A 21,970-nucleotide genomic window follows, 5' to 3' on the forward strand; every position below is an offset into this window, starting at 1 on the left:
GTCATCTTTTAATGATAATTGTTTTACAGCATTTGTTAATAACATCACAGTCTAAAAAAATAGATTTTATTTCGGCTATTAAATTTGATAACAATCAAATATTGTCAACCTACCAACTTCATAATGGAGTCACCTAATAACTTTACAGAAAAATATAATTTATTGATGTTAGGTTCATTTTCACAATTAATATTATTGTCATAATTAACTAGGGGATCACTATGGTGATGCAACTGATAGCAGTAGCCGTTATTATCGTAACTGTCTATTTGCTAATAAAAAAATATGAAACCCGAATGGTGCTCATTGGTGCCGGCTTATTACTCTGTATTTTAAGTCTAACCCCCTTAGATGCATTTACTGCATTTAGTGAGCGCATGGTATCTTCATCATTAATTCAAGCAATCTGTTCGAGTATGGGTTTTGCTTATGTGATGAAATACACCAAATGTGATATGCATCTGGTTCATGTTTTATCAAAAGTAATGACTCGTCTTGGCTTCTTTCTTATCCCTGCGACGGTTGTCGTAACGTATTTTATTAATATCGCAATCCCATCAGCAGCAGGTTGTGCAGCCGCAGTAGGTGCAACGCTCATTCCATTATTAATTGCAGCACGTATTCATCCAGCTATCGCGGGTGGTGCCGTGTTATGTGGTACTATCGGCTCAATGTTAAGCCCAGGTATGTCGCATAACGCCTTCGTTGCTAATATGGCAAATATGGAAGTAGTTGATTTAATTGCTCGCCATAGCCCATACAGCTTAATGGCTGGTGGTATCGCAGCCGTTTCACTGGCAGTTGTCGCGTTAGTCAAAAAAGAGTTCAAAGTGGCTTCTGCTACTGGTGATGCATCATCTTCATCAGCACAAGCAACCCCTGAAGCTGTTCGCCCTAACTACTTATATGCAACAGCACCTTTCATTCCATTAATTCTGTTAATTCTGCCGTTCTTCGAGACGTTCAGTACATTTAAACTGTCTGTACCAGCGGCAATGTTAATCGGTTCTATCTATGCTCTGTTCATCACATTAACTAACCCTGCTCAAATTACCAAAGAGTTCTTTAAAGGTATGGGTAATGCTTATGGTGATGTATTAGGTATCATCATTGCAGCCGCTGTATTCGCAGCAGGTTTGAAAGCTTCAGGTTTAATCGACGCGTTCATCAACTTCTTAACTCATTCTCCTGAATTTGCTCGCTGGGGGGGGACGTTAGGGCCATTCTTAATGGGTATTATTACAGGTTCTGGTGACGCAGCAGCATTCGCATTTAACGAAACAGTCACACCTCATGCGGCACAATTCGGTTATGAAATCCCTGATATGGGTATGGCTGCGGCATTATCTGGCGCGTTAGGTCGTACTATGTCACCACTGGCGGGTGCAGCAATTGTTTGTGCTGGCCTTGCAAATGTAAACCCTATGGAAATCGCAAAACGTACTGCACCGGGTATGATTATCGGCGTCATCGCTGTTGCGTTATTCATGTTATAAGTGGAGAAATGAATATGTCAGCAATTACACTAGAAAAATTAATAAAATGGCGTCGTGAGTTTCACCAATATCCAGAAATTGGTTGGTCTGAATTTTTAACCACAGCAAAAATCGTCAAAGAACTACGTAGCTTAGGTTTAGACGTTAAAGTTGGCCCCGATGTTATCAATCAAGAGTTTGCTTTTGGTCGCCGCCGTCAAGTTGTAGAAAAAGGCCTAGCTGTTGCAAGAGAGCATAACGTTGATGAAGCTCTACTTGATGAAATGAAAGAGCTAACTGGCTGTGTGGCTATCTTTGATAGCGGTAAAGCAGGTCCAACAGTTGCACTGCGTTTTGATATCGACTGTGTGGGTGTTAACGAAGCAACCGACACTAAACACCGTCCTCATGCCGAAAACTTTGCTTCATGTCACGCTGGTGAAATGCACGCTTGTGGTCACGACGGACACATTTCTATCGGTTTAGGCGTTGCTCACTGGTTAGTTGAAAATAAAGATAAAGTCATTGGTAAAGTTAAAATCTTATTCCAACCCGCAGAAGAAGGCGTTCGTGGCGCTCGTGCGATGGCTGAAAGCGGTATCGCCGATGATGCAGATTACTTCTTAGGTGCACACTTAGGCTTTATCGCCAATAGTGGTGAGATTGTTATTAATCCAACACATTTCTTATGTACCACTAAATATGACTTCCGTTTTAAAGGTGCCCCCTCTCACGCAGGTGCAGAGCCAGAATTAGGCCGTAATGCATTAGCCGGTGCTTGCCACGCAGCAACACAAATGCTGGGCATTTCTCGCCATGGTAAAGGCATGTCACGTATCAACATCGGTGTATTAAAAGCCGGTGAAGGTCGTAATGTCACTCCAGCGAATGCTGAAATGCAAATTGAAGTGCGTGGTGAAAACGAAGAGATCAACAGCTTTATGGCTGCAAATGCAGTGCGTATGGCTGAAGGTGCAGCACATAGCTTCCAGTTAGAAATGGAAAGCGAAATCATGGGTGAAGCCGTTGACCTGACGAATGACCAAGAACTCATTGATGTTATGACCAAAGTGGTTGGTAAACATCCTGAGCTAACTGCCGTTGCTACTCGCCCATTCGGTGGTAGTGAAGATGCAACCGTATTAGCGAAACGAGTACAACGTTGTGGTGGTAAATCACTGTATTTCGTTGTTGGTGCTGATAGAACAGCAGGTCATCACCAAGCAGGCTTTGATTTCGACGAAAAACAATTAATGACTGCGGTTAATCTTTACACGGGTTGTTTAGAAGAGCTGCTGAAATAATCTCTCTTATTTAATTGACTCATTAAAACGCTCTATATCACTATAGGGCGTTTTTTATGCTGTTTTATCGTACAAAAAAATTTAAATTAACCTATTGACCCTTACGTTACGTGAGGTTTTAACCTGCATGGCATACAGGAGGTGAAGATATGCTATTTCAAGTAGGAGAGATCGCTAAAAAGACGGGATTAACGGTCCGTACTCTCCATCATTATGAAGAGATAGGTTTATTGCAACCGACTGCAAGAACCGATGCAGGTTATCGACTCTACGATATGAAAAGCATAGAGCGATTAACACAAATTCAAATGCTACGTCAAATTGGCGTCAAACTGAAAGACATCGGTCATATTCTTAATGGTCATAGTGCAAAGGTAGCTTGTTTAATTGAAGAGCGCATTAGCCAATTAACCACGCAAATGCAACAAATTGCCAAATTGCGTTATCAGCTAGAGCATGTTCAACAACAAATACAAACAGGCACGCCATTTACGCAACATGACTGGTTTTCTCTATTGGAGATGATGTCTATGTACGATAAATATTTTACTTATTCTGAATTAGCGCAGTTACCACTCTATACTGCGCACACATTAAAAAGCCAAGCATGGCAACAGCGTATTTCAACCGTCAATAATTTGATTAAACAGGGTAAATCTGCCGATTCAAATGAAGCCATGCAAGTTTCAAGAGAGTGGATGATAGCTTTAGAGCAAGATACTGGGGGTAATCCGGACTTTTTTGTCCGTTTAAATAAAATGCATATTTCTGATGATGAGTTTGCGACTGCTACTGGTATTACTAAACAGATGATAGATTTTGTTACTAAAGGCTTTAGCGAATATCAATTATCTGTTTTTAAATCTCATCTGACCCCAGAACAATTTGCAGTCGTACATCAGCACTATTTTGATGCTGGTAGTGTCTGGCCTGAGCTTATTTCTGGATTATATAATGCACTCACTTCAGGAGAAAAAGCGGATTCAGAGCAGGTACAAAATCTCGCTAAGATGTGGCTAAATATGTTCAATCAGTTTACACAGGGTGATAGCGATATTCAGGCAAAGATCCGTACCATTTATCAAACTGATCATGAAATCGCTAAAGGTACATGGATGACACCTGAGATTGGTCAATATTTATTTACGGCTATTAGTTTACTAGTGCAAAAATAGCGTTAATTTAAAAATCAAATAGATATAAAAAAGCCCAGCATTTGAACTGGGCTTTATGCAATGAAAATAAAAACGCTATTTACTTCACAACACGCAATGATGGGCGACCTGTTGGACGAGGTGGCTCAGGATCATCATCTGGTGAAGAGGTATCAGCTTCGACAGCTTCATCAGTGACAAGAGATAAACCTTCACTAGCTGGAGCTATATTGTTCTCTTCACTATCATCTTCAGCAAACTGTAATGATGCACCAGATTCATAAGCAGGCTCTGGCTCAAACATCATTCCCGCACCGTTTTCTCTCGCATAAATAGCCATAACAGCAGCCATAGGCACTCGCACTTTGCGAGGTATGCCACCAAAGCTTGCACTAAATAAAACCTGATACGGCGTTAACTCTAAGTCATCTACTGCACGAGATGAAATATTTAGTACAATTTGACCATCGTGCGCATATTCCATTGGGACTTGAACACCAACAATATTCACATCAACCACTAAATGTGGTGTTAAATCGTTCTCGATGATCCAGTCATAATGCGCACGTAACAAATGCGGACGACGCGGAGACATATCCATAATCTCCATACCTTTTACCCTCTTGAAGGTAAGCGCATCTCACGCTCTGCTTCGGTTAATGACGCGAGGAAAGAATCACGCTCAAAAACACGTTGCATATAAATTTGTACATCTTTAGCGCCTGCACCACTTAAATCTACACCGAGTACAGGTAGACGCCATAACAGAGGAGCAAGGTAGCAATCGACTAAGCTAAACTCTTCACTCATAAAGTAAGGATATTCTTTAAACACAGGAGATACAGCCAGTAGCTCTTCTGCTAACTGTTTACGAGCTGCATTTGCTTGCTGGTCAGTGCCTTTTTCAATGGTGTTCATCAAAGAATACCAATCATGCTCGATACGATGCATCATTAAACGGCTGCTACCACGAGCAACAGGATAAACGGGCATTAAAGGAGGATGAGGGAAGCGTTCATCAAGATATTCCATGATGATACGTGAATCATACAGAGTCAGCTCACGATCAACCAAAGTCGGTACACTTTGGTAAGGGTTTAGATCGATAAGATCCTGTGGAAGATTACCAGCTTCAACCTGTTCAATTTCAACACTGACACCTTTCTCCGCTAGGACAATTCTGACCTGATGGCTGAAAATATCAGTCGGACCGGAAAACAAAGTCATTACCGAACGTTTGTTGGCAGCGACAGCCATGAAAACCTCCAAGTTAATCAATTAAAGAAATGAATTAGCACAATGCCTTTTCCATTTCCCCATTCCTAAAAGACAAGCACACAAACGCAGTAGACCTAAATAAATATTTAAGGAGTAACTGCATTGGGTAACTACCTGTATAACAGTGTTATCGTGGGATAATCATATTTTACAGGGTTAAAAACTTACCTGTCTTTGCGGCACATATCATTATCAAGTAATACCAAAATAATCATTCAACAATCATTATTGTCATAATAATTTTGGTATGACTTTCAAACTCATCACAGGTATTACTATCAATATACCCATTGGCAACAATGATGAAGTCATAGAAAGAAAGACACCAAAGCGGGTTATTCTACCAGAATTCATGTTACTTAGGGGGGCTAATGCAAATAATTCAATACAATATGTCATAATGCCTTAAAAGTAAGATTATAATATCAAAAAATAATTTTTTTTAGAGATAACATCTAAAAAAATAGACTTTTCAATACGACCGTTATCTTACATAAAGCCTGTTTTATCAATAATAGTATCATGCATTAGCAACATTCTGTTTTTTATTATTAATAAACACAAATAAGTCAAAAATAAAAAACCCGCCTGTGAAGACGGGTTTTCAACATCAAATTGATATCTAAAAGATAACAAATTAACGTTTAGAGAACTGTGGACGACGACGTGCTTTACGCAGACCCACTTTCTTACGTTCAACAGAACGCGCATCACGGGTTACGAAACCAGCTTTACGCAGATCAGAACGTAGAGTCTCATCATATTCCATCAGTGCACGAGTGATACCGTGACGGATCGCGCCAGCTTGACCAGAAATACCACCACCTTTAACAGTGATGTATAAATCTAATTTACCCAGCATATCAACTAATTCCAGCGGTTGACGAACAACCATACGTGCTGTTTCGCGGCCAAAGTAAACTTCTAGGCTACGTTTGTTGATTACGATATTACCGCTACCTGGCTTAATGAAGACACGTGCGGAAGAACTTTTGCGGCGACCTGTGCCGTAGTATTGATTATCAGCCATTGCCTATTATCCCGATTAAATGTCCAGAACTTGCGGTTGTTGTGCCGCGTGGTTGTGCTCAGATCCTGCGTAAACTTTCAGTTTACGGTACATCGCACGACCCAGAGGCCCTTTTGGCAGCATGCCTTTTACCGCGATTTCGATTACACGCTCAGGACTACGGGCGATCATCTCTTCGAAAGTCGCTTGTTTGATACCACCTACGTGACCAGTATGACGGTAGTAAACTTTGTCAGTACGTTTATGACCAGTTACCGCTACTTTCTCAGCGTTTAAAACGATGATGTAATCACCAGTATCAACGTGCGGAGTGTATTCCGCTTTGTGCTTACCGCGTAAACGGCTAGCAATTTCAGTTGCTAAACGGCCTAAAGTTTTGCCGTCTGCATCAACAACATACCAGTCGCGTTTTTACGGTTTCTGGTTTAGCTGTAAAAGTTTTCATTATTGAAAATTACCCAATGTTTAGTTACACGTTGGTGAACGCTCGGTTCAAATACTATTGAGGTTCACACGACTCTTGTGTCCAGCAAACCTACCCCTTCGAGTAGCACTGCTGACTCTAAAATGCGAGTTTTTTGGGAAATAAAAAACTTGCTGCAACGTGGGGTCGCAAGATTATAGAGAAGTCAGAAAAAAAAATCGAGTCATAATTGAAAAACAATTGAATTCTTTTTCAATATTTCAGCGAAAAAAACGAATCTGGCACTTTTTTCTGATTTGACTGATAAATTCTTGCTACCTGAAGAGAAGAATTGTTCCTTTCCAGAGCGCTTGCAAGCTGCCTAATGCTTTCTATTTTCATAGGAAAAAACATCAAGCAACTTAACCTGCGCCATCCTACCATAATGAAAGATGACTTGCTTCAAGAATTAAAAATTAAGCGAGATGGGGTTGTACTAAATATTCTTCACTTTGCATCTCTTGTAAGCGAGATAAGCAACGTTGATATTCAAATCGTAAAAAATCACCTTGGTAAATTTCGTTCATTTCTACATTTGCATTAATAATAAGTTTCACTTTACGCTCATAAAACTCATCAACAAGCGCGAGAAACCGACGCGCAGCATCTTCATTTAATGTCCCCATTTGTTCCATCTCATATAACAAAACAGAATGGTAATGCTTAGAAAGCTCAATATAATCAAGCTGGCTACGTGGTTCTATACACAAAGTTGAAAAATTAATAGCAAGCACCCCATTAGATGCTTTTCTTACTTTCATGGGGCGATGATTAATAGTTAAGGTACAATCAACTTGTGGCTCGTTGGTTGCCAAGTGCATAAAAATTCTATCCATCTCCTGACGATTCTCATCGTTAAGTGGAGATAAAAAAAAGATGGGCTTGCGTTAATGTTCTAAGACGATAATCAATACCTGCATCAACATTTAAAATGTCACAATGCTGTTTTATCTGTTCTATTGCAGGTAAAAAACGAGAACGTTGTAATCCGTTACGATAAAGCTCGTCAGGTGGAATATTTGATGTTGCCACCAACGTAATACCTCTGGCAAATAGTGCTTCAAGCAAGGTCCCTAAAATCATTGCATCCGTAATATCAGAAACAAAAAACTCATCAAAACAGAGCACATCGGTTTGTGCTTTAAAACCGTCAGCAATAATTTCTAACGGATTTTCATGGCCTTGTAAGTTTTTCAGTTCTTCTTGAACACGTAACATAAAGCGATGAAAGTGTAAGCGAAGCTTTCGCTCTGTCGGCAAACTTTGATAAAACATATCCATCAACCATGTTTTACCTCGTCCAACACCGCCCCACATATATAAACCACGTTCTGGTACAACAATCTGTTTTTTTGTGCGAATTCGTCCGAATAATCGTTGTGTTAACGAATTTTTCTCTGGTGGAGTCTCTTTTAATAATGCATGGTATATCTGTTGAAGATGGAGAACCGTTTTTCGCTGGACATCATCAGGTTGATAATCACCTTGCTTCAATGCGGCTTCATAAAGTGATAACGGCGTACTAACAGTCATGAATGCCCTCTTCCCCTTAATTTCTGACATACTGATTTGTCTCTGTCGAATGGCTCTATTATAAGCATTAAGAATTGTTTTAACATCAACGTAACACACGAATTTTAGATTAAGCTTAAGGATATTATTCCACCCATGCCTTTTAGCGGTTATGATGTTATAAGAATCCATCGTCCTCACTATTAGATGAAAAGGAGTTGCCATGGTTTGGGTTTATGCACTGATTGGATTAGTTGTCGGTCTTATTATCGGCGCGCTTGCAATGCGTTACGGTAACAGCACCCTTCGCCAACAAGATGCGATCAAAGCAGAATTAGACACAAAAAAAGAAGAACTGGACAATTATCGCAATGAGCTTGTCAGCCACTTTGCTAGAAGTGCTGAACTCTTAGATAATATGGCGAAAGATTACCGTCAGCTTTATCAACATATGGCAAAAAGCTCTAATGAGCTCATGCCCGATATGCCTGCTCAAGAAAACCCATTTAATTACCGATTAAGTGAATCAGAAGCAGCGAATGATCAATCTCCAATAAAAATGCCACCTCGTGATTACTCCGAAGGCGCATCTGGATTGTTCAGACCCACAGAGAAAAAAGACAGTTAATGTTAAAAAACGCCACATTTTTTTGTGGCGTTTTTCATTTTAATAAACATCACAAAATGACAATTATTTGCTATGGTTTTAAAGATAGCTTTTGTCTTGTAAATCCGTGTAAAAGGAAGCAAAGCACATTATGTCTTAATGAACTTTCCTTTGTCAGTACAGGTCTTAGTGACATCGAGCTCACTTTGAGCAATAACTTTTATTTTGATAACTGTATCAAGAGACTCTAATTCATGTTGACTAAAAAAAGAAAATTATTACTTAGTGCATTAGCAATGAGTGTCGGACTTTCACTCTCTACTATTCCAGCAACCAGTATGGCCGCGCTGCCTGCGGTTATGCCATCAGGCGAACAATTGCCAAGCCTTGCACCCATGTTAGAAAAAGTGTTACCTGCTGTTGTGAGTGTGCATGTTTCTGGAACACGAGTACAAAGCCAGCAGGTACCAGAAGAGTTCAAATTCTTCTTTGGTCCAAACTTCCCATCACAGCAACAAAGTATTCGTCCTTTTGAAGGCTTAGGCTCTGGTGTCATTATTGATGCACAAAAAGGCTACGTATTAACAAACAATCACGTTGTTGATGGTGCAGATAAAATTCAACTGCAAATTAATGATGGTCGTGAATTTAGTGCAAAATTAATTGGTAGCGATCCACAAACCGATATCGCATTACTGCAAATTGAAAAACCAACTAACTTAACCGCAATTAAAATGGCGGACTCTGACCAATTACGTGTTGGTGACTTTGCCGTTGCGGTAGGTAACCCATTTGGTTTAGGTCAAACAGCAACATCCGGCATTATTTCCGCATTAGGTCGTAGCGGTTTAAATCTGGAAGGTTTAGAGAACTTTATTCAGACCGATGCTTCAATTAACCGTGGTAACTCTGGTGGTGCCCTCGTTAACTTAAATGGTGAGTTAATCGGAATTAATACCGCTATTTTAGCGCCAGGCGGTGGCAACATCGGTATCGGCTTCGCAATCCCAAGTAATATGGCGCGTGATCTTAGCCAACAACTGATTTCTCATGGTGAAGTTAAACGTGGCATCTTAGGTATTCGTGGTACAGAAATGAATTCTGATCTGGCGAAATCCTTTAATATTGATGCACAACGCGGTGCTTTTGTTAGTGAAGTAATACCCGATTCATCCGCGGCAAAAGCAGGTATTAAACCAGGCGACGTTTTAATTTCAGTTGATGGTAAACGTATCAATAGCTTTGCGGAATTAAGAGCTAAAGTGGGTACAACACCGCCGGGTAAAGAGATCCTGATTGGCTTAATCCGTCAAGGCAAGCCAATGGATGTTAAAGTGACATTAGAGAAACAATCAGCAGATGCAACACGCGCAGATAATTTCTCTCCTGCACTACAAGGCGCTACATTAAGTAACTATGTGAATAAACAAGTGAAAGCCGTTGCTGTTGATTCAGTTGAGAAAGACTCCGCGGCTGCAGCATCTGGTTTACAGAAAGGCGATCTTATTATTGGTATCAATAATACGCCGATTACATCACTCGGTGATTTACGCAAAGCAATTGATGCTAAACCACCTGTTCTTGCATTGAATATTCAGCGTGGTAATGAAGAAATTTACCTGCTGTTACGCAATACACCGCGCTAAGAAGTAAGCTTTTCACCTATCTAATTTATTGATTTCTTTAGCCCTATAATTTCCATTATAGGGCTTTTTTTATTCTTATTTTTAGCAATAAACACCGTAAACCCTCGCCCAATGCGTGGGGAGCAGTCACTTAGAGTCATTGGATTAAAAGGGAATTTTATGCGCTGAGCGATGCTTTCATAAGCTAAACTGTGCTATTCTCATCGCTCCTATGCGAATAATCTTACAGTCAGACATAAATACAGGATTTTTATGTTAGCTAAGTTACTGCGATCAACCCTAATTGGTCTTCTCACAGCAGCAATTCTTTTGATTGCAGTTCCTTCAATTCGCCCTATTTTTATTGAGCGCCTACTTAATGGCGATTTTCTTAATGCGCCTTTTAGCTATAACACAGCAGTGCGACGAGCAGCCCCTGCAGTTGTTAATGTTTATAGCAGTACAATGGGGAGCTTTTCTCAAGAAGGTAGAGAGCTAACATCTTTAGGTGCTGGTGTCATTATGGATGGTCGTGGTTATATTCTGACGAATCAACATGTTATTAATAATGCTGATCAGATCCTTATCGCGCTCCAAAATGGTGATCTTTATGAAGGCTTGCTTGTTGGATCCGATCCTTTAACCGATCTTGCGGTTTTAAAAATTGATGCCAATAAACTTCCTACGATCCCAATTAATACTAAACGGATCTCTCATGTTGGTGATGTTGTACTGGCTATTGGTAACCCATTTAATATTGGACAAACTATTACACAAGGGATCATCAGTGCCACGGGGCGTGTTGGATTGAGCCCAACCCGTTACCAAAATTTCCTACAAACAGATGCCTCAATTAATGAAGGTAACTCTGGTGGTGCCCTCATTAATACTGAAGGTGAACTAGTAGGTATTAATACCATGACATTTGACTCAGGAACCTATAACGGATACCGCCCTACGGCAGAAGGGTTAGGCTTCGCCATTCCGACCGAACTTGCCGTTAAAATTATGAATAAGCTAATTCGTGATGGTCGTGTTATCCGTGGCTTTATTGGTATTACAGCAAAAGAATTACCACGAATTCGCTCATCCAATACAGATATTAAGCAAATTCAAGGATTACGTATTTTTAGGATCACACCCAATGGACCAGCAGATAAAGCAGGAATAAAAACAGGCGATATCATCCTAAGTATTAATCATGCACCAGCAACTTCCGCGATGGAAATGATGGATTACATTGCAGAAACCCCCCCAGGTACAGCATTACCTGTCACGATATTACGAGAAGGTAATGAGATCAGTGTTGATGTAACTATTTCTGAATACCAACCTGAATCATAATTAACAAAAATCCTCCCTACTCTTGCCTAGTAGGGAGCTTTCATATAAAACGTCGCACTTTGTAAGCAGCTTTCTTTAAAGCTTTCGGTATTGCGATAATCCGCTAAGGTACTGTGATTACAGCCACTATATTGTCCTTCTTTAGTACCATCATTTTGCCAACCACATACAGGACAAATCTCAAAAAATGCCTCATCTTTATCTTTGAAAACAAGATAATGACACGCAACACAACTCACTTCTAATGGAAGATGACAACTGCGTTTCTCTATCAAAATAATCTCCTATTCTATTAAGAGTTCTATTGGCATAATGCGAAAAAAAACCATAGCACAACAATGTACCATGGTTTTAAATGGCTAAAAAATGATAGCTAAAATAAATTAGTCATTAGCGTGCAAACGTTCTATTTTTGCCCCTAATCCTTGTAATTTAGCTTCAATATTCTCATATCCACGATCGATATGATAAATACGATCAACAATGGTTGTACCTTCAGCGATACACCCCGCAAGGACTAAACTTGCAGAAGCACGTAAATCCGTTGCCATCACTTGTGCACCTGAAAGTTTTTCAACACCGTGGCATAACACAGTATTACTTTCGATTTCAGCATGAGCACCCATACGAATTAGCTCAGGAATGTGCATAAAACGATTTTCAAAAATAGTTTCAGTGATCATCCCAGCACCTTCAGCCACTAGGTTTAAAAGGCTAAATTGTGCTTGCATATCCGTTGGAAAACCGGGATGTGGGGCTGTACGCAATGTGACTGCTTTAGGGCGTTTACCATGCATATCAAGGCTTATCCAATCTTCGCCTACTTCAATATCTGCGCCAGCTTCACGTAATTTTGCCAACACCGCATCTAATGTGTCTGGTTTAGCATTACGACAAACAACTCGACCACGAGAAATCGCAGCAGCAACTAAGAAAGTTCCCGTTTCAATACGATCTGGTAGGATTTGATAAGTACCGCCGCCAAGGCGCTCTACGCCTTCAATAGTAATGCTATCAGTACCTGCTCCACTGATTTTGGCGCCTAATGTATTGAGAAAGTTTGCTGTATCTTCAATTTCAGGCTCTCTTGCCGCATTTTCAATGATAGTTTTACCTTCAGCTAATACCGCAGCAGTCATAATCGTAATAGTCGCGCCCACACTCACTTTATCCATGACAATATGTGCGCCTTTTAAACGCCCATCAACGCGTGCTTTTACATAACCTTCATCCAGTGTGATCTCAGCACCTAATTGCTCTAAACCTGTAATATGAAGATCAACAGGACGAGCACCAATGGCACAACCACCCGGTAAAGAAACCTGACCTTGACCAAAACGCGCCACCAGCGGACCTAAAGCCCAGATAGAAGCACGCATGGTTTTTACTAACTCGTAAGGAGCGCAAAATTCATTAATGTTACGAGCATCAACGAAAACAGAGCCATTACGTTCAACATTAGTTCCTAAGCGATTAAGTAACTTAATCGTTGTATCGATATCTTTTAATTTAGGAACATTCGTTAATTCTACTGGCTCTTCGGCAAGGATCGCAGCGAACAGGATTGGTAATGCGGCATTTTTTGCGCCTGAAATAGAGACCTCACCTGATAAACAGGTTGGTCCTTGTACTCTAAATTTATCCATCTGTAGAACTCTCTTTTTATTTTGCTGTACGCTGTATACCTACTGACTCAAAGCCCGTTAAGTTTACGATCCCTCTTCCACTCTTCAGGTGTGTAGGCTTTAATAGACAAAGCGTGAATACGATTATCTGCGATATATTCCATCAAAGGGGCATAAATGGTTTGTTGTTGTTTTACTCTGCTCATTCCCTCAAACATTGCGCCAACAACCACAACTTGAAAATGACTACCATCACCATTAACGATAACTTCATCTAAAGACAGGCTGTCCATTAATACTTGTTTGATTTCGTTTGTATCCATAATTGCTCAATCTCAACGTTAAAATAATAATCAGTCGTCTATCCTAATGGAATCCGCTCTACTCTTAAACCATCAAAAACCCCCTTAATGATAAAAGTATCACGAAGGGGGGCTTTTTAATACCTTTACTTAAAATCGGTATTAGGCAATATTCATAATTTCATCAAGATCATAGAGTGTAATTAAAGTCTGAAAACGCTCACTGGCACCTTGAATAATAAATTGACGATTTTGTGCTTCCATTTCTGCCTTTAAGTGAACAAAAAGTGCCAATCCTGTTGAATCAATATGTTCTAAGGCAGAAATGTCAATGATATTAATATCAGCTAATAAGGCTTTACGTTGTTGCCAAGCAGGCAATAACGTTTCACGATCTAGCGTTCCTTGGAAATAGAGGACATCATCCCTTTTTTCCCAATTTAACGAAGCTGACATGTTATTTTTTCTCACCCAGTGTGATTGGTGTTTTAGCACTGATCTCTAACTGTTTAGTTAAACCATCAACACCTTTAGAATTTAAAATATCTGACCACTCATTCTGTTTTGTTGTGATCATGCTGACACCTTCAGCAATCATATCATAAGCTTGCCATTCACCTGTTTTGCTATTTTTACGCCATTGGAAATCAAGACGAACAGGCGGGCGACCATTTGTATCGATAATGGTGACACGGATAGTGAGCGTTGATTTATCTGCAAACGGTTTTGCAGGCTCAATACGATACTCTTGACCTTCATACATCGCTAATGCCTGACCGTAAACTTGAGCAAGATACGCTTCGAATGCTGTAAAATAAGCCTCGCGTTGTGCTGGTGTTGCATTACGATAATGCGGCCCTAGCACTAATGCACCTGCATATTTAATGTGTACATAAGGCAGTAATTCTTGCTGAACAATTTGACGTAAAACTTCAGGGTTTTTACGAATTTCAGGCTGTTCATTTTTTAATTTACTAAAGGTCTTTTGTGCTGCATCTTCCATCAATGCATAAGGATTGGTTTTATCGACCGCCATTGCAAAAGGCGTTATCACTAATAGTGCGACCATCAATAAGCGTTTAAACATAGGTTCGCTTCTCCTCAAATAGGGTTTCAATAATACGATGCATTTATTACGCTAAATTTAGCTAAATGTATAAGTGCATCGTATAGGAATTAATGATTAAGGTAATGCAGAGTGTTCTTCTGTCGGTTTAGATTCAGATTTAGCTGAATCATCACCCTCACCTGTTTTATAAAGGAATTGACCAATTAGGTCTTCTAATACCATTGCTGAATTGGTATTTGTGATCCGTCCTCCATCTTCTAACAGAGTAGAATCTAATGCTTCATCATAAAAACCCAAATTCAATGCAAGGAACTGTTCACCTAATAAACCCGATGTACGAATAGACAGTGAGCTACTTTCTGGAATGTGGTCATAAATACTCAGAATATCGAGCGCGACTTCAGGACGATAGTTCCCTTCACTTTCTTCTTTTAAAGTGATAGAAGCAACACGACCAATCACCACACCGCCAATCTTAACTGGAGAGCGCTCTTTTAACCCACCAATATTACCGAAACTGGCATAAACACGATAAGTCGGTTGGTTACCCATTTCTTTAATATCAGCGACTTTAAGGCATAAGAAAATCACCGCGGCTAACGCAATCAGAACAAATAGACCAACCCAAACTTCAATTTTTTTACTTTGCATGACTTAGTTCCCAAACATCAGTGCTGTTAGCACAAAATCTAAACCCAATACGGCTAACGATGAATGAACAACAGTACGTGTTGTTGCTCTGCTAATCCCTTCTGATGTTGGGATTGCGTCATACCCGTTAAAGAGCGCTATCCAAGTGACAGTAATGGCAAAAACGACACTTTTAATAAAGCAGTTCACTAAATCGAGTCGCCATTCAACGGCACCCTGCATAGATGCCCAGAAAAAGCCTTCATCGATCCCTTTCCAATCCACTCCCACAATTGCACCACCCCAAATACCAATGGCAACAAAAATAAGTGAAAGCAATGGCATACTAATAAGCCCCGCCCAAAAACGAGGCGCAACGACACGTCGTAAAGGATCAACTGCCATCATTTCTAAACTAGAAATTTGTTCTGTCGCTTTCATTAAACCAATTTCGGCTGTTAAGGCTGAGCCCGCACGACCAGCAAATAATAATGCCGTGACGACGGGGCCTAATTCTCTTAATAATGAGAGTGCAACCATCATGCCAAGGCTAGCTTCAGCACTAAATGTTGTCAGTACAAGATAACCTTGTAATCCCAACACCATGCCAATAAATAAGCCAGACACCATAATAATTAATAAAGATTGAACGCCAACGTTATACAGTTGCTTCATTAAGAGAGGCCACTGTTTACGGAGTTCCGGTTTACCGACTAATGCTCGAAAGAGCATAATCCCCGCTCGACCGAATGTCGCAAAAATCGCCAACGCTCTAGCGCCAATACGAGCTAATAAATTTACCACGTACTAATTTCCTCGTCCTAATAGGTCGTCCTGATAATCTCCCGCAGGAAAACGGAAAGGCACAGGGCCATCAGCAATTCCATCTAAAAACTGTCTTACTTGCCTATTGGGATTCCCCTGTAATTCTTGTGCACTGCCTTGCGCAATCACTTTCTGCTCTGCGACAATATAGGCGTAATCAGCGATACTTAACACTTCAGGCACATCATGGGAAACCACAACACAAGTCACACCAAGCGCATGATTTAACTCATCAATTAGCTTAACAAGCACCCCCATAGTGATAGGATCTTGCCCAACAAAAGGTTCATCAAACATAATGAGCTCAGGATCAAGTGCAATAGCCCTTGCTAATGCTGCCCTTCTCGCCATGCCGCCAGATAATTCAGAAGGCATTAAATTTGCGGCACCACGTAAACCTACGGCTTCAAGTTTCATCATCACTGTTGTACGTATCAGTGCTTCAGGCAAATTTGTATGTTCTCTCAGTGGAAATGCCACATTTTCAAACACATTCATGTCTGTGAACAGTGCGCCTGATTGAAAAAGCATACTCATTTTCTTTCTTGCTTGATACAACGCAGAACGTGATAGCGCAGGAATATTGTCGCCATCGAACCAAATTTCACCACTATCGGGAAGGATTTGTCCTCCCATTAGGCGTAACAAGGTTGTTTTACCAATCCCTGAAGGGCCCATAATCGCAGTCACTTTTCCTCTCGGCACAACAAGATTGATCTCAGAGAAGATCTTTCTGCTACCGCGAGTGAAGTTCATATTGCGCACTTCAATTAGATTATCAGATTGTGCGTTCATGAATAAAACATCCTCAAGCCTGTCTGCATAAACGAATTTTTACGCTATTTTGGCAGGTCATTCGCTATGTTACAAAGAAATCACCACTATTTAGCAATTTATTGCACGGTTAATTTTACTTTTCGTGCTTGGCTAGTCAAAATATGGTTAATTAGCAAAACCTTTTGACAATATGTTTTTTTATCAGCCCTGTCTTATTGGTTTTTTCTTTATTCGCTCATTGTTGGAAAACTGATGGCATGTTGATTACTTTGTCTCTTTTAATTTTTGGGTTGATGTTACTCGTTTATGCATCAGACCGATTAGTTTATGGTGCGAGCGTTTTTGCGCAATCGTTAAAAATCCCGCCAGCCGTTATCGGTATTTTAATTGTCGGTACAGGTACTTCACTGCCTGAGCTTTTTGTTTCAGCAGATGCTGCTGTTCATAATTTTCCTGACATCGCGATCGGGACAGCCATTGGCTCGACACTCACCAACCTTCTCCTCATCGTGGGTATTGGCGCGATGATTTACCCCATGAACATTCAGTCCGCAGTACTAAAAAAAGAGCTCCCCTTGATGATTATAGTCATCATGCTCGTTGGTATTATTGTTTCTAGCGGAAATTTGGGGCTTAGAGAAGGTACACTGCTCTTTTTTATTGGCTTTGCATCTATTTTTCTCATGATAAAAACAATGCATAAAACCCTAGCACAAGAGCGTCACGTGTTACCTTTAGAAACCTTAACGCGTTTTGAATTACAGACAAATCCCCGTAATTCTGTTGCCCTGTTTTGGGTTGTCATTGCTTTACTGATCATACCCGTGGCAACCCAGATGATATTAGATAATGCCTTTATTTTAATGCAACAGTATCATCTTAGTGGATTTTTTATCGGTTTAACCTTGCTATCTATTGGAACAAGCCTTCCTGAGTTAGCAACAACCATTGTGGCAGCACTAAGACGCGAGAATGAATTAGCATTAGGGAATATTATAGGTGCTAATATATTCAATCTAACTTTTGTGTTGGGAATGCCAGCATTACTCTCACCAAGCACATTTAATATGCACGCCTTTTATTTTAGCTTTGCTGTACTTGGTGTCGCCAGTTTACTGTTTTCTCTCTTTTCATTAGGGCGTAAACAACGTCTTAATAGAGGAAAAGGGATATTCTTGTTAGTTTGCTTTATTGTTTATATTACGGTGTTGTGCGTCGCACATTCTCTCTTAACCTAAAATAAATGGTACAAAAAAATGACCGAGTTTGATTTTCAGCAAGCAGGTAAAAAAGTTCTTCATATTGAACGTGATGGATTAGCTGAACTAGAACAATACATTAACGATGATTTTACCCGTGCTTGTGAAAAAATATTTCACTGTCAAGGACGAGTCATTGTGATGGGGATGGGGAAATCAGGGCATATTGGACACAAAATTGCGGCCACATTTGCCAGCACAGGAACACCTTCTTTCTTTGTGCATCCTGGTGAAGCCAGCCACGGTGACTTAGGAATGGTGACAGAAAAAGATATCGTTCTAGCGATTTCAAACTCCGGTGAAGCCAGCGAGATCCTCGCGCTTATTCCCGTACTTAAACGTAAACAAATAACACTGATTTGTATGACACGCACTCCTCAAAGTACAATGGGGAAAGCGTCTGATATTCATCTTTGTATCAAAGTCCCTAAAGAAGCCTGTCCTTTAGGGCTTGCACCAACAACCAGTACAACAGCAACCTTGGTTATGGGGGATGCGCTAGCCATCGCTCTTTTACGTGCCCGTGGTTTTACTGCTGAAGATTTTGCGCTTTCTCACCCAGGTGGTGCATTAGGCCGAAAATTACTCCTTCATGTCAGTGATTTAATGAATAAAGACGCCGATATTCCACGTGTGACTAAAGAGGCCACTTTACGTGAAGCGCTTGTCGAGATAACCCGTAAAAAACTAGGTATGACCGTCATTTGCGATGACAATATGCTGATCAATGGTATCTTTACTGACGGTGACTTACGAAGAATATTTGATTTAGGGATAGATCTGAACAATGCCAAAATCTCAGATGTGATGACAAGAGGCGGTATTCGTATTCGCCCAGATTGTTTAGCCGTTGAAGCACTAAATTTAATGCAAGCAAAACATATCACCTCGCTCTTAGTCACAGAACAAGATAGTGATATCCTGTTAGGCGTTTTACATATGCATGATTTATTACAGGCCGGTGTTGTATAAGATAGTCATAACGTTCGAAGGATAAAAATGAATACACTGATAGAAACTTGTTATGGTGCAGTAAGCGAACAAATCATCAAAAAAGCAGAAAAAATCCAATTGCTGATTTGTGATGTTGATGGTGTGATGTCGGACGGGCTCATTTATATGGGTAATAATGGCGAAGAATTAAAAGCCTTTAATGTCCGTGATGGGTACGGCATCCGTTGTTTGCTTACATCTGGCATTGAGGTTGCTATCATTACAGGTCGTCAATCTAAACTGTTAGAAGATCGTGCTAAAACCCTTGGCATTACATATCTTTACCAAGGTCAGCATAATAAGCTTTTGGCGTATCAACAACTGTTAGATACACTAAACCTTAAACCTGAACAAACAGCCTATATTGGTGATGACCTGATTGATTTACCTGTAATGGAAAAAGTGGGACTTTCTGTCGCTGTGGCAGATGCTCATCCATTACTTATACCTCGTGCTAATTATGTCACTCGCATTGCAGGTGGTCGTGGAGCAGTACGAGAATTGTGTGATTTAATCCTTTTAGCGCAAGGTCGGCTTGAAGAAGCTAAAGGTCTTTCGATTTAACGTATAACGATACAGAATGAATAAATTAAAATCCTGGTTTACCTTAATTCTTGCCATTATCGCCCTTGGGCTGATTGGCTGGAACTACACTAATAACACTGAGTTCGGTGAGGGTGAGATTGTTGATGATGGTCAACCTACCTACCAATCCAAATCATCGATCTCTTTTGTTTACGAGCCAACGGGTATACTCGGATATAAACTGGTTGCTGATGATGTCAAAAATTATGCTCAGCAAAAGTTTACATGGTTTACTAACCCTGTCTTAACCACCTATTCACCGACAGGGGATGCAACATGGACAGTACGCGCAAATAAAGCCAAGCTAACAAACAGTAAAATGCTCTATCTTTATGGCGATGTTCAAATTGATAGCCTAACGGATGACTCTCAACTACAGAGAATAAGCACAGACAACGCTATCGCAAATTTGGACACACAGGATGTTTCCTCTGATGATGAAGTGACTATTATCGGCGTCGGACTGAAATCAGTCGGCTTAAAAATGCGAGGCAATCTGCGTGAGAAACGTGCAGAGCTGATTGAAAAGGTAAACACCTATTATGAGATCCCTAATGAATCAAAAAATCCGTAATACACTGATTATCGGTACACTTTTAGCGATAAGTGTACCTGCGATGGCGCTTAAAGATGACACACAACAACCTATTGTTGTGAACTCAGAGAAACAATCGCTTGATCTCGAAAAAAACGTCACAACCTTTACACAAAATGTTGTGATCAAACAAGGATCTATCGATATTCGTGCTGATAAAGTTATTGTCACACGCCCAGGTGGTGACTCCAAAAAGATCATTATAGAAGCATTTGGTAACCCAGTGACTTTTTATCAGTTACAAGATGATGGTAAACCTATCAAAGGTCGTGGCGAAAAAATGACCTATGAAATGGATAAAGAGTTAATGACCTTAACGGGTAAAGCCTATCTTGAACAATTAGACAGTAATATCACCGGTGATAAGATCACTTATCTCGTCCCAACTCAGCAAATGGAAGCTTTTAGCGGTAAAGGTAAACAAGTGACTACTGTTTTACTGCCTTCCCAGTTGCAAGAGAAAGGCCCTGGTGTTAACAACAAAGGTAAGTAACACTTTATGGCGCTGTTAAAAGCTGAAAATTTAGCAAAAGCATACAAAGGGCGTACCGTTGTCGGTGATGTCAGCTTGAACGTTAATTCAGGTGAGATTGTCGGCTTACTTGGACCCAATGGTGCAGGTAAAACAACCACATTCTATATGGTTGTTGGTATTGTCGCCCGTGATGCAGGTAGTATTACCATTGATGATGAAGACATTACGCTGTTACCGTTACATGAACGAGCACGTAAAGGCATTGGCTATCTTCCTCAAGAGGCGTCTATTTTTAGACGTTTAAGCGTTTATGACAACATTATGGGGATCTTAGAAATCCGCCATGATTTAACGCCTGAAGAACGAAAAGATCGAGCCGAAGAACTGCTAGAAGAGTTTAATGTCAGCCACTTACGTAACAGTTTAGGGCAATCATTATCAGGAGGGGAGCGTCGCCGTGTTGAAATCGCACGGGCATTGGCAGCAAACCCTAAATTCATTTTATTAGATGAACCTTTTGCGGGTGTTGACCCTATTTCAGTATTAGATATTAAAAAAATTATCCAGCATCTACGTGATTATGGATTAGGTGTACTGATTACTGACCATAACGTGCGTGAAACATTAGATGTGTGCGAACGTGCTTATATCGTCAGCCAAGGTCACCTTATTGCGCATGGTTCACCAGAAGAAATTCTTGAAAATGAGCAAGTTAAACGTGTTTACTTAGGTGAAGGTTTCCGCCTGTAATCTTTGATTCACTTTTTACTCTGTCATGGATGACAACAGCAAAGGACTCTTCGCATTATTATGAAACAAAGTCTGCAACTTCGTCTTAGTCAGCAACTGGCAATGACGCCACAGCTACAACAGGCTATTCGTTTGTTGCAACTTTCGACGCTTGAATTACAACAAGAAATTCAGCAAGCACTTGAATCTAATCCACTTCTAGAACAAGACGACGATCAACCCGATCCCGTTTCAGATGATACCGCTCATACAGCAGATCCGTCAGATCCGACAACAGAAACAACAACTGAAAA

Annotated in this window: 23 protein-coding genes and 3 pseudogenes; 13 read left to right on the forward strand and 13 right to left on the reverse strand. The window is 40.4% G+C overall.

What is annotated here, in order from left to right; all coding sequences use genetic code 11:
- Nucleotides 1-221: 221 nt before the first annotated feature.
- From dcuC to BHE89_RS07000, 3 genes are all read left to right on the forward strand, one after another.
- Nucleotides 222-1,496: a C4-dicarboxylate transporter DcuC gene (dcuC, locus tag BHE89_RS06990; RefSeq protein ID WP_069368694.1), complete on the forward strand. Its 1,275-nt coding sequence runs from the start codon at nucleotides 222-224 to the stop codon at nucleotides 1,494-1,496.
- A gap of 14 nt (nucleotides 1,497-1,510) precedes the next feature.
- Entirely contained in the window at nucleotides 1,511-2,779 is a 1,269-nt protein-coding gene (locus BHE89_RS06995; protein ID WP_069368695.1) for an amidohydrolase, read from the forward strand.
- Nucleotides 2,780-2,928: 149 nt separating this feature from the next.
- The gene (locus BHE89_RS07000; RefSeq protein ID WP_069368696.1) at nucleotides 2,929-3,954 is read left to right on the forward strand and encodes a MerR family transcriptional regulator; all 1,026 of its coding nucleotides are present in this window, start codon (nucleotides 2,929-2,931) and stop codon (nucleotides 3,952-3,954) included.
- A gap of 79 nt (nucleotides 3,955-4,033) precedes the next feature.
- On the opposite strand, the gene sspB is transcribed toward BHE89_RS07000, so the two are convergent.
- From sspB to zapE, 5 genes and pseudogenes are all read right to left on the reverse strand, one after another.
- A complete protein-coding gene (gene sspB, locus BHE89_RS07005; protein WP_069368697.1) occupies nucleotides 4,034-4,543 on the reverse strand; it encodes a ClpXP protease specificity-enhancing factor in 510 nt (169 codons plus the stop codon).
- 5 nt (nucleotides 4,544-4,548) lie between these two features.
- Nucleotides 4,549-5,190, reverse strand: coding sequence for a stringent starvation protein SspA (gene sspA / locus BHE89_RS07010; protein WP_069368698.1), 642 nt, complete (start codon nucleotides 5,188-5,190; stop codon nucleotides 4,549-4,551).
- Between the two features lie 658 nt (nucleotides 5,191-5,848).
- Nucleotides 5,849-6,241 carry a 30S ribosomal protein S9 gene (gene rpsI, locus BHE89_RS07015; protein ID WP_004245284.1) on the reverse strand — a complete coding sequence of 131 codons (393 nt, stop codon included), beginning with the start codon at nucleotides 6,239-6,241 and terminating at the stop codon, nucleotides 5,849-5,851.
- 15 nt (nucleotides 6,242-6,256) lie between these two features.
- A pseudogene (gene rplM / locus BHE89_RS07020) lies at nucleotides 6,257-6,686 on the reverse strand (50S ribosomal protein L13).
- A gap of 434 nt (nucleotides 6,687-7,120) precedes the next feature.
- Nucleotides 7,121-8,237, reverse strand: a pseudogene (gene zapE, locus BHE89_RS07025) (cell division protein ZapE).
- Nucleotides 8,238-8,439: 202 nt separating this feature from the next.
- On the opposite strand from zapE, the gene zapG reads away from it, so the two are divergent.
- The 3 genes from zapG to degS all read left to right on the forward strand — a co-directional run bounded on the left by zapG (nucleotide 8,440) and on the right by degS (nucleotide 11,792).
- Nucleotides 8,440-8,844 carry a Z-ring associated protein ZapG gene (gene zapG / locus BHE89_RS07030; protein WP_069368700.1) on the forward strand — a complete coding sequence of 135 codons (405 nt, stop codon included), beginning with the start codon at nucleotides 8,440-8,442 and terminating at the stop codon, nucleotides 8,842-8,844.
- Between the two features lie 233 nt (nucleotides 8,845-9,077).
- Nucleotides 9,078-10,469, forward strand: coding sequence for a serine endoprotease DegQ (degQ, locus tag BHE89_RS07035; RefSeq protein ID WP_069368701.1), 1,392 nt, complete (start codon nucleotides 9,078-9,080; stop codon nucleotides 10,467-10,469).
- Between the two features lie 252 nt (nucleotides 10,470-10,721).
- On the forward strand, nucleotides 10,722-11,792 hold the full coding sequence (degS, locus tag BHE89_RS07040) for an outer membrane-stress sensor serine endopeptidase DegS (RefSeq protein WP_069368702.1): 1,071 nt from the start codon (nucleotides 10,722-10,724) through the stop codon (nucleotides 11,790-11,792).
- Between the two features lie 26 nt (nucleotides 11,793-11,818).
- On the opposite strand, the gene BHE89_RS07045 is transcribed toward degS, so the two are convergent.
- From BHE89_RS07045 to mlaF, 8 genes are all read right to left on the reverse strand, one after another.
- A complete protein-coding gene (locus BHE89_RS07045; protein WP_069368703.1) occupies nucleotides 11,819-12,067 on the reverse strand; it encodes a CPCC family cysteine-rich protein in 249 nt (82 codons plus the stop codon).
- Between the two features lie 108 nt (nucleotides 12,068-12,175).
- On the reverse strand, nucleotides 12,176-13,438 hold the full coding sequence (gene murA, locus BHE89_RS07050; protein WP_069368704.1) for a UDP-N-acetylglucosamine 1-carboxyvinyltransferase: 1,263 nt from the start codon (nucleotides 13,436-13,438) through the stop codon (nucleotides 12,176-12,178).
- Between the two features lie 47 nt (nucleotides 13,439-13,485).
- Nucleotides 13,486-13,740 (reverse strand): BolA family iron metabolism protein IbaG, encoded by a 255-nt coding sequence (ibaG, locus tag BHE89_RS07055; RefSeq protein ID WP_006535338.1) that lies wholly within the window; start codon nucleotides 13,738-13,740, stop codon nucleotides 13,486-13,488.
- Between the two features lie 141 nt (nucleotides 13,741-13,881).
- Nucleotides 13,882-14,175 (reverse strand): lipid asymmetry maintenance protein MlaB, encoded by a 294-nt coding sequence (gene mlaB, locus BHE89_RS07060; protein ID WP_069368705.1) that lies wholly within the window; start codon nucleotides 14,173-14,175, stop codon nucleotides 13,882-13,884.
- A gap of 1 nt (nucleotide 14,176) precedes the next feature.
- The gene (gene mlaC / locus BHE89_RS07065; protein WP_069368706.1) at nucleotides 14,177-14,806 is read right to left on the reverse strand and encodes a phospholipid-binding protein MlaC; all 630 of its coding nucleotides are present in this window, start codon (nucleotides 14,804-14,806) and stop codon (nucleotides 14,177-14,179) included.
- 96 nt (nucleotides 14,807-14,902) lie between these two features.
- Nucleotides 14,903-15,439, reverse strand: coding sequence for an outer membrane lipid asymmetry maintenance protein MlaD (gene mlaD / locus BHE89_RS07070; RefSeq protein WP_069368707.1), 537 nt, complete (start codon nucleotides 15,437-15,439; stop codon nucleotides 14,903-14,905).
- 3 nt (nucleotides 15,440-15,442) lie between these two features.
- Nucleotides 15,443-16,222 (reverse strand): lipid asymmetry maintenance ABC transporter permease subunit MlaE, encoded by a 780-nt coding sequence (gene mlaE, locus BHE89_RS07075; RefSeq protein ID WP_069368708.1) that lies wholly within the window; start codon nucleotides 16,220-16,222, stop codon nucleotides 15,443-15,445.
- A 3-nt stretch (nucleotides 16,223-16,225) separates the two neighbouring features.
- Nucleotides 16,226-17,038: a phospholipid ABC transporter ATP-binding protein MlaF gene (gene mlaF, locus BHE89_RS07080; protein WP_069368709.1), complete on the reverse strand. Its 813-nt coding sequence runs from the start codon at nucleotides 17,036-17,038 to the stop codon at nucleotides 16,226-16,228.
- Between the two features lie 239 nt (nucleotides 17,039-17,277).
- Between mlaF and BHE89_RS07085 the strand changes: the two genes are divergently transcribed.
- The 7 genes and pseudogenes from BHE89_RS07085 to BHE89_RS07115 form a co-directional block, all read left to right on the forward strand.
- Nucleotides 17,278-18,258: a calcium/sodium antiporter gene (locus tag BHE89_RS07085; protein WP_069368710.1), complete on the forward strand. Its 981-nt coding sequence runs from the start codon at nucleotides 17,278-17,280 to the stop codon at nucleotides 18,256-18,258.
- Between the two features lie 18 nt (nucleotides 18,259-18,276).
- Nucleotides 18,277-19,251 (forward strand): arabinose-5-phosphate isomerase KdsD, encoded by a 975-nt coding sequence (gene kdsD / locus BHE89_RS07090; protein WP_069368711.1) that lies wholly within the window; start codon nucleotides 18,277-18,279, stop codon nucleotides 19,249-19,251.
- A 27-nt stretch (nucleotides 19,252-19,278) separates the two neighbouring features.
- The gene (gene kdsC / locus BHE89_RS07095) at nucleotides 19,279-19,836 is read left to right on the forward strand and encodes a 3-deoxy-manno-octulosonate-8-phosphatase KdsC (protein WP_069368712.1); all 558 of its coding nucleotides are present in this window, start codon (nucleotides 19,279-19,281) and stop codon (nucleotides 19,834-19,836) included.
- Between the two features lie 16 nt (nucleotides 19,837-19,852).
- Complete coding sequence (gene lptC / locus BHE89_RS07100) at nucleotides 19,853-20,431, forward strand: LPS export ABC transporter periplasmic protein LptC (RefSeq protein ID WP_023582876.1); 579 nt, start codon at nucleotides 19,853-19,855, stop codon at nucleotides 20,429-20,431.
- The gene (gene lptA, locus BHE89_RS07105) at nucleotides 20,412-20,945 is read left to right on the forward strand and encodes a lipopolysaccharide ABC transporter substrate-binding protein LptA (RefSeq protein ID WP_069368713.1); all 534 of its coding nucleotides are present in this window, start codon (nucleotides 20,412-20,414) and stop codon (nucleotides 20,943-20,945) included. The genes lptC and lptA overlap by 20 nt, the downstream gene beginning before the upstream one ends.
- Before the next feature lie 6 nt (nucleotides 20,946-20,951).
- Nucleotides 20,952-21,677, forward strand: coding sequence for an LPS export ABC transporter ATP-binding protein (gene lptB / locus BHE89_RS07110; protein ID WP_006535352.1), 726 nt, complete (start codon nucleotides 20,952-20,954; stop codon nucleotides 21,675-21,677).
- A gap of 60 nt (nucleotides 21,678-21,737) precedes the next feature.
- Nucleotides 21,738-21,970: pseudogene (locus tag BHE89_RS07115) on the forward strand (RNA polymerase factor sigma-54); the annotation flags it as partial.

It is taken from the genome of Shigella sp. FC1967 (genome assembly GCF_001743005.1).
In the GTDB taxonomy this organism is placed as follows: Bacteria; Pseudomonadota; Gammaproteobacteria; order Enterobacterales; family Enterobacteriaceae; genus Proteus.

What these genes read in the sequence shown, in the direction of transcription:
- dcuC (WP_069368694.1), top strand. Translation starts at nt 222, where the DNA reads ATGGTGATGCAACTGATAGCAGTAGCCGTTATTATCGTAACTGTCTAT.
- BHE89_RS06995 (WP_069368695.1), top strand. Translation starts at nt 1,511, where the DNA reads ATGTCAGCAATTACACTAGAAAAATTAATAAAATGGCGTCGTGAGTTT.
- BHE89_RS07000 (WP_069368696.1), top strand. Translation starts at nt 2,929, where the DNA reads ATGCTATTTCAAGTAGGAGAGATCGCTAAAAAGACGGGATTAACGGTC.
- sspB (WP_069368697.1), bottom strand. Translation starts at nt 4,543, where the DNA reads ATGGAGATTATGGATATGTCTCCGCGTCGTCCGCATTTGTTACGTGCG.
- sspA (WP_069368698.1), bottom strand. Translation starts at nt 5,190, where the DNA reads ATGGCTGTCGCTGCCAACAAACGTTCGGTAATGACTTTGTTTTCCGGT.
- rpsI (WP_004245284.1), bottom strand. Translation starts at nt 6,241, where the DNA reads ATGGCTGATAATCAATACTACGGCACAGGTCGCCGCAAAAGTTCTTCC.
- zapG (WP_069368700.1), top strand. Translation starts at nt 8,440, where the DNA reads ATGGTTTGGGTTTATGCACTGATTGGATTAGTTGTCGGTCTTATTATC.
- degQ (WP_069368701.1), top strand. Translation starts at nt 9,078, where the DNA reads ATGTTGACTAAAAAAAGAAAATTATTACTTAGTGCATTAGCAATGAGT.
- degS (WP_069368702.1), top strand. Translation starts at nt 10,722, where the DNA reads ATGTTAGCTAAGTTACTGCGATCAACCCTAATTGGTCTTCTCACAGCA.
- murA (WP_069368704.1), bottom strand. Translation starts at nt 13,438, where the DNA reads ATGGATAAATTTAGAGTACAAGGACCAACCTGTTTATCAGGTGAGGTC.
- ibaG (WP_006535338.1), bottom strand. Translation starts at nt 13,740, where the DNA reads ATGGATACAAACGAAATCAAACAAGTATTAATGGACAGCCTGTCTTTA.
- mlaB (WP_069368705.1), bottom strand. Translation starts at nt 14,175, where the DNA reads ATGTCAGCTTCGTTAAATTGGGAAAAAAGGGATGATGTCCTCTATTTC.
- mlaC (WP_069368706.1), bottom strand. Translation starts at nt 14,806, where the DNA reads ATGTTTAAACGCTTATTGATGGTCGCACTATTAGTGATAACGCCTTTT.
- mlaD (WP_069368707.1), bottom strand. Translation starts at nt 15,439, where the DNA reads ATGCAAAGTAAAAAAATTGAAGTTTGGGTTGGTCTATTTGTTCTGATT.
- mlaF (WP_069368709.1), bottom strand. Translation starts at nt 17,038, where the DNA reads ATGAACGCACAATCTGATAATCTAATTGAAGTGCGCAATATGAACTTC.
- BHE89_RS07085 (WP_069368710.1), top strand. Translation starts at nt 17,278, where the DNA reads ATGTTGATTACTTTGTCTCTTTTAATTTTTGGGTTGATGTTACTCGTT.
- kdsD (WP_069368711.1), top strand. Translation starts at nt 18,277, where the DNA reads ATGACCGAGTTTGATTTTCAGCAAGCAGGTAAAAAAGTTCTTCATATT.
- kdsC (WP_069368712.1), top strand. Translation starts at nt 19,279, where the DNA reads ATGAATACACTGATAGAAACTTGTTATGGTGCAGTAAGCGAACAAATC.
- lptC (WP_023582876.1), top strand. Translation starts at nt 19,853, where the DNA reads ATGAATAAATTAAAATCCTGGTTTACCTTAATTCTTGCCATTATCGCC.
- lptA (WP_069368713.1), top strand. Translation starts at nt 20,412, where the DNA reads ATGAATCAAAAAATCCGTAATACACTGATTATCGGTACACTTTTAGCG.
- lptB (WP_006535352.1), top strand. Translation starts at nt 20,952, where the DNA reads ATGGCGCTGTTAAAAGCTGAAAATTTAGCAAAAGCATACAAAGGGCGT.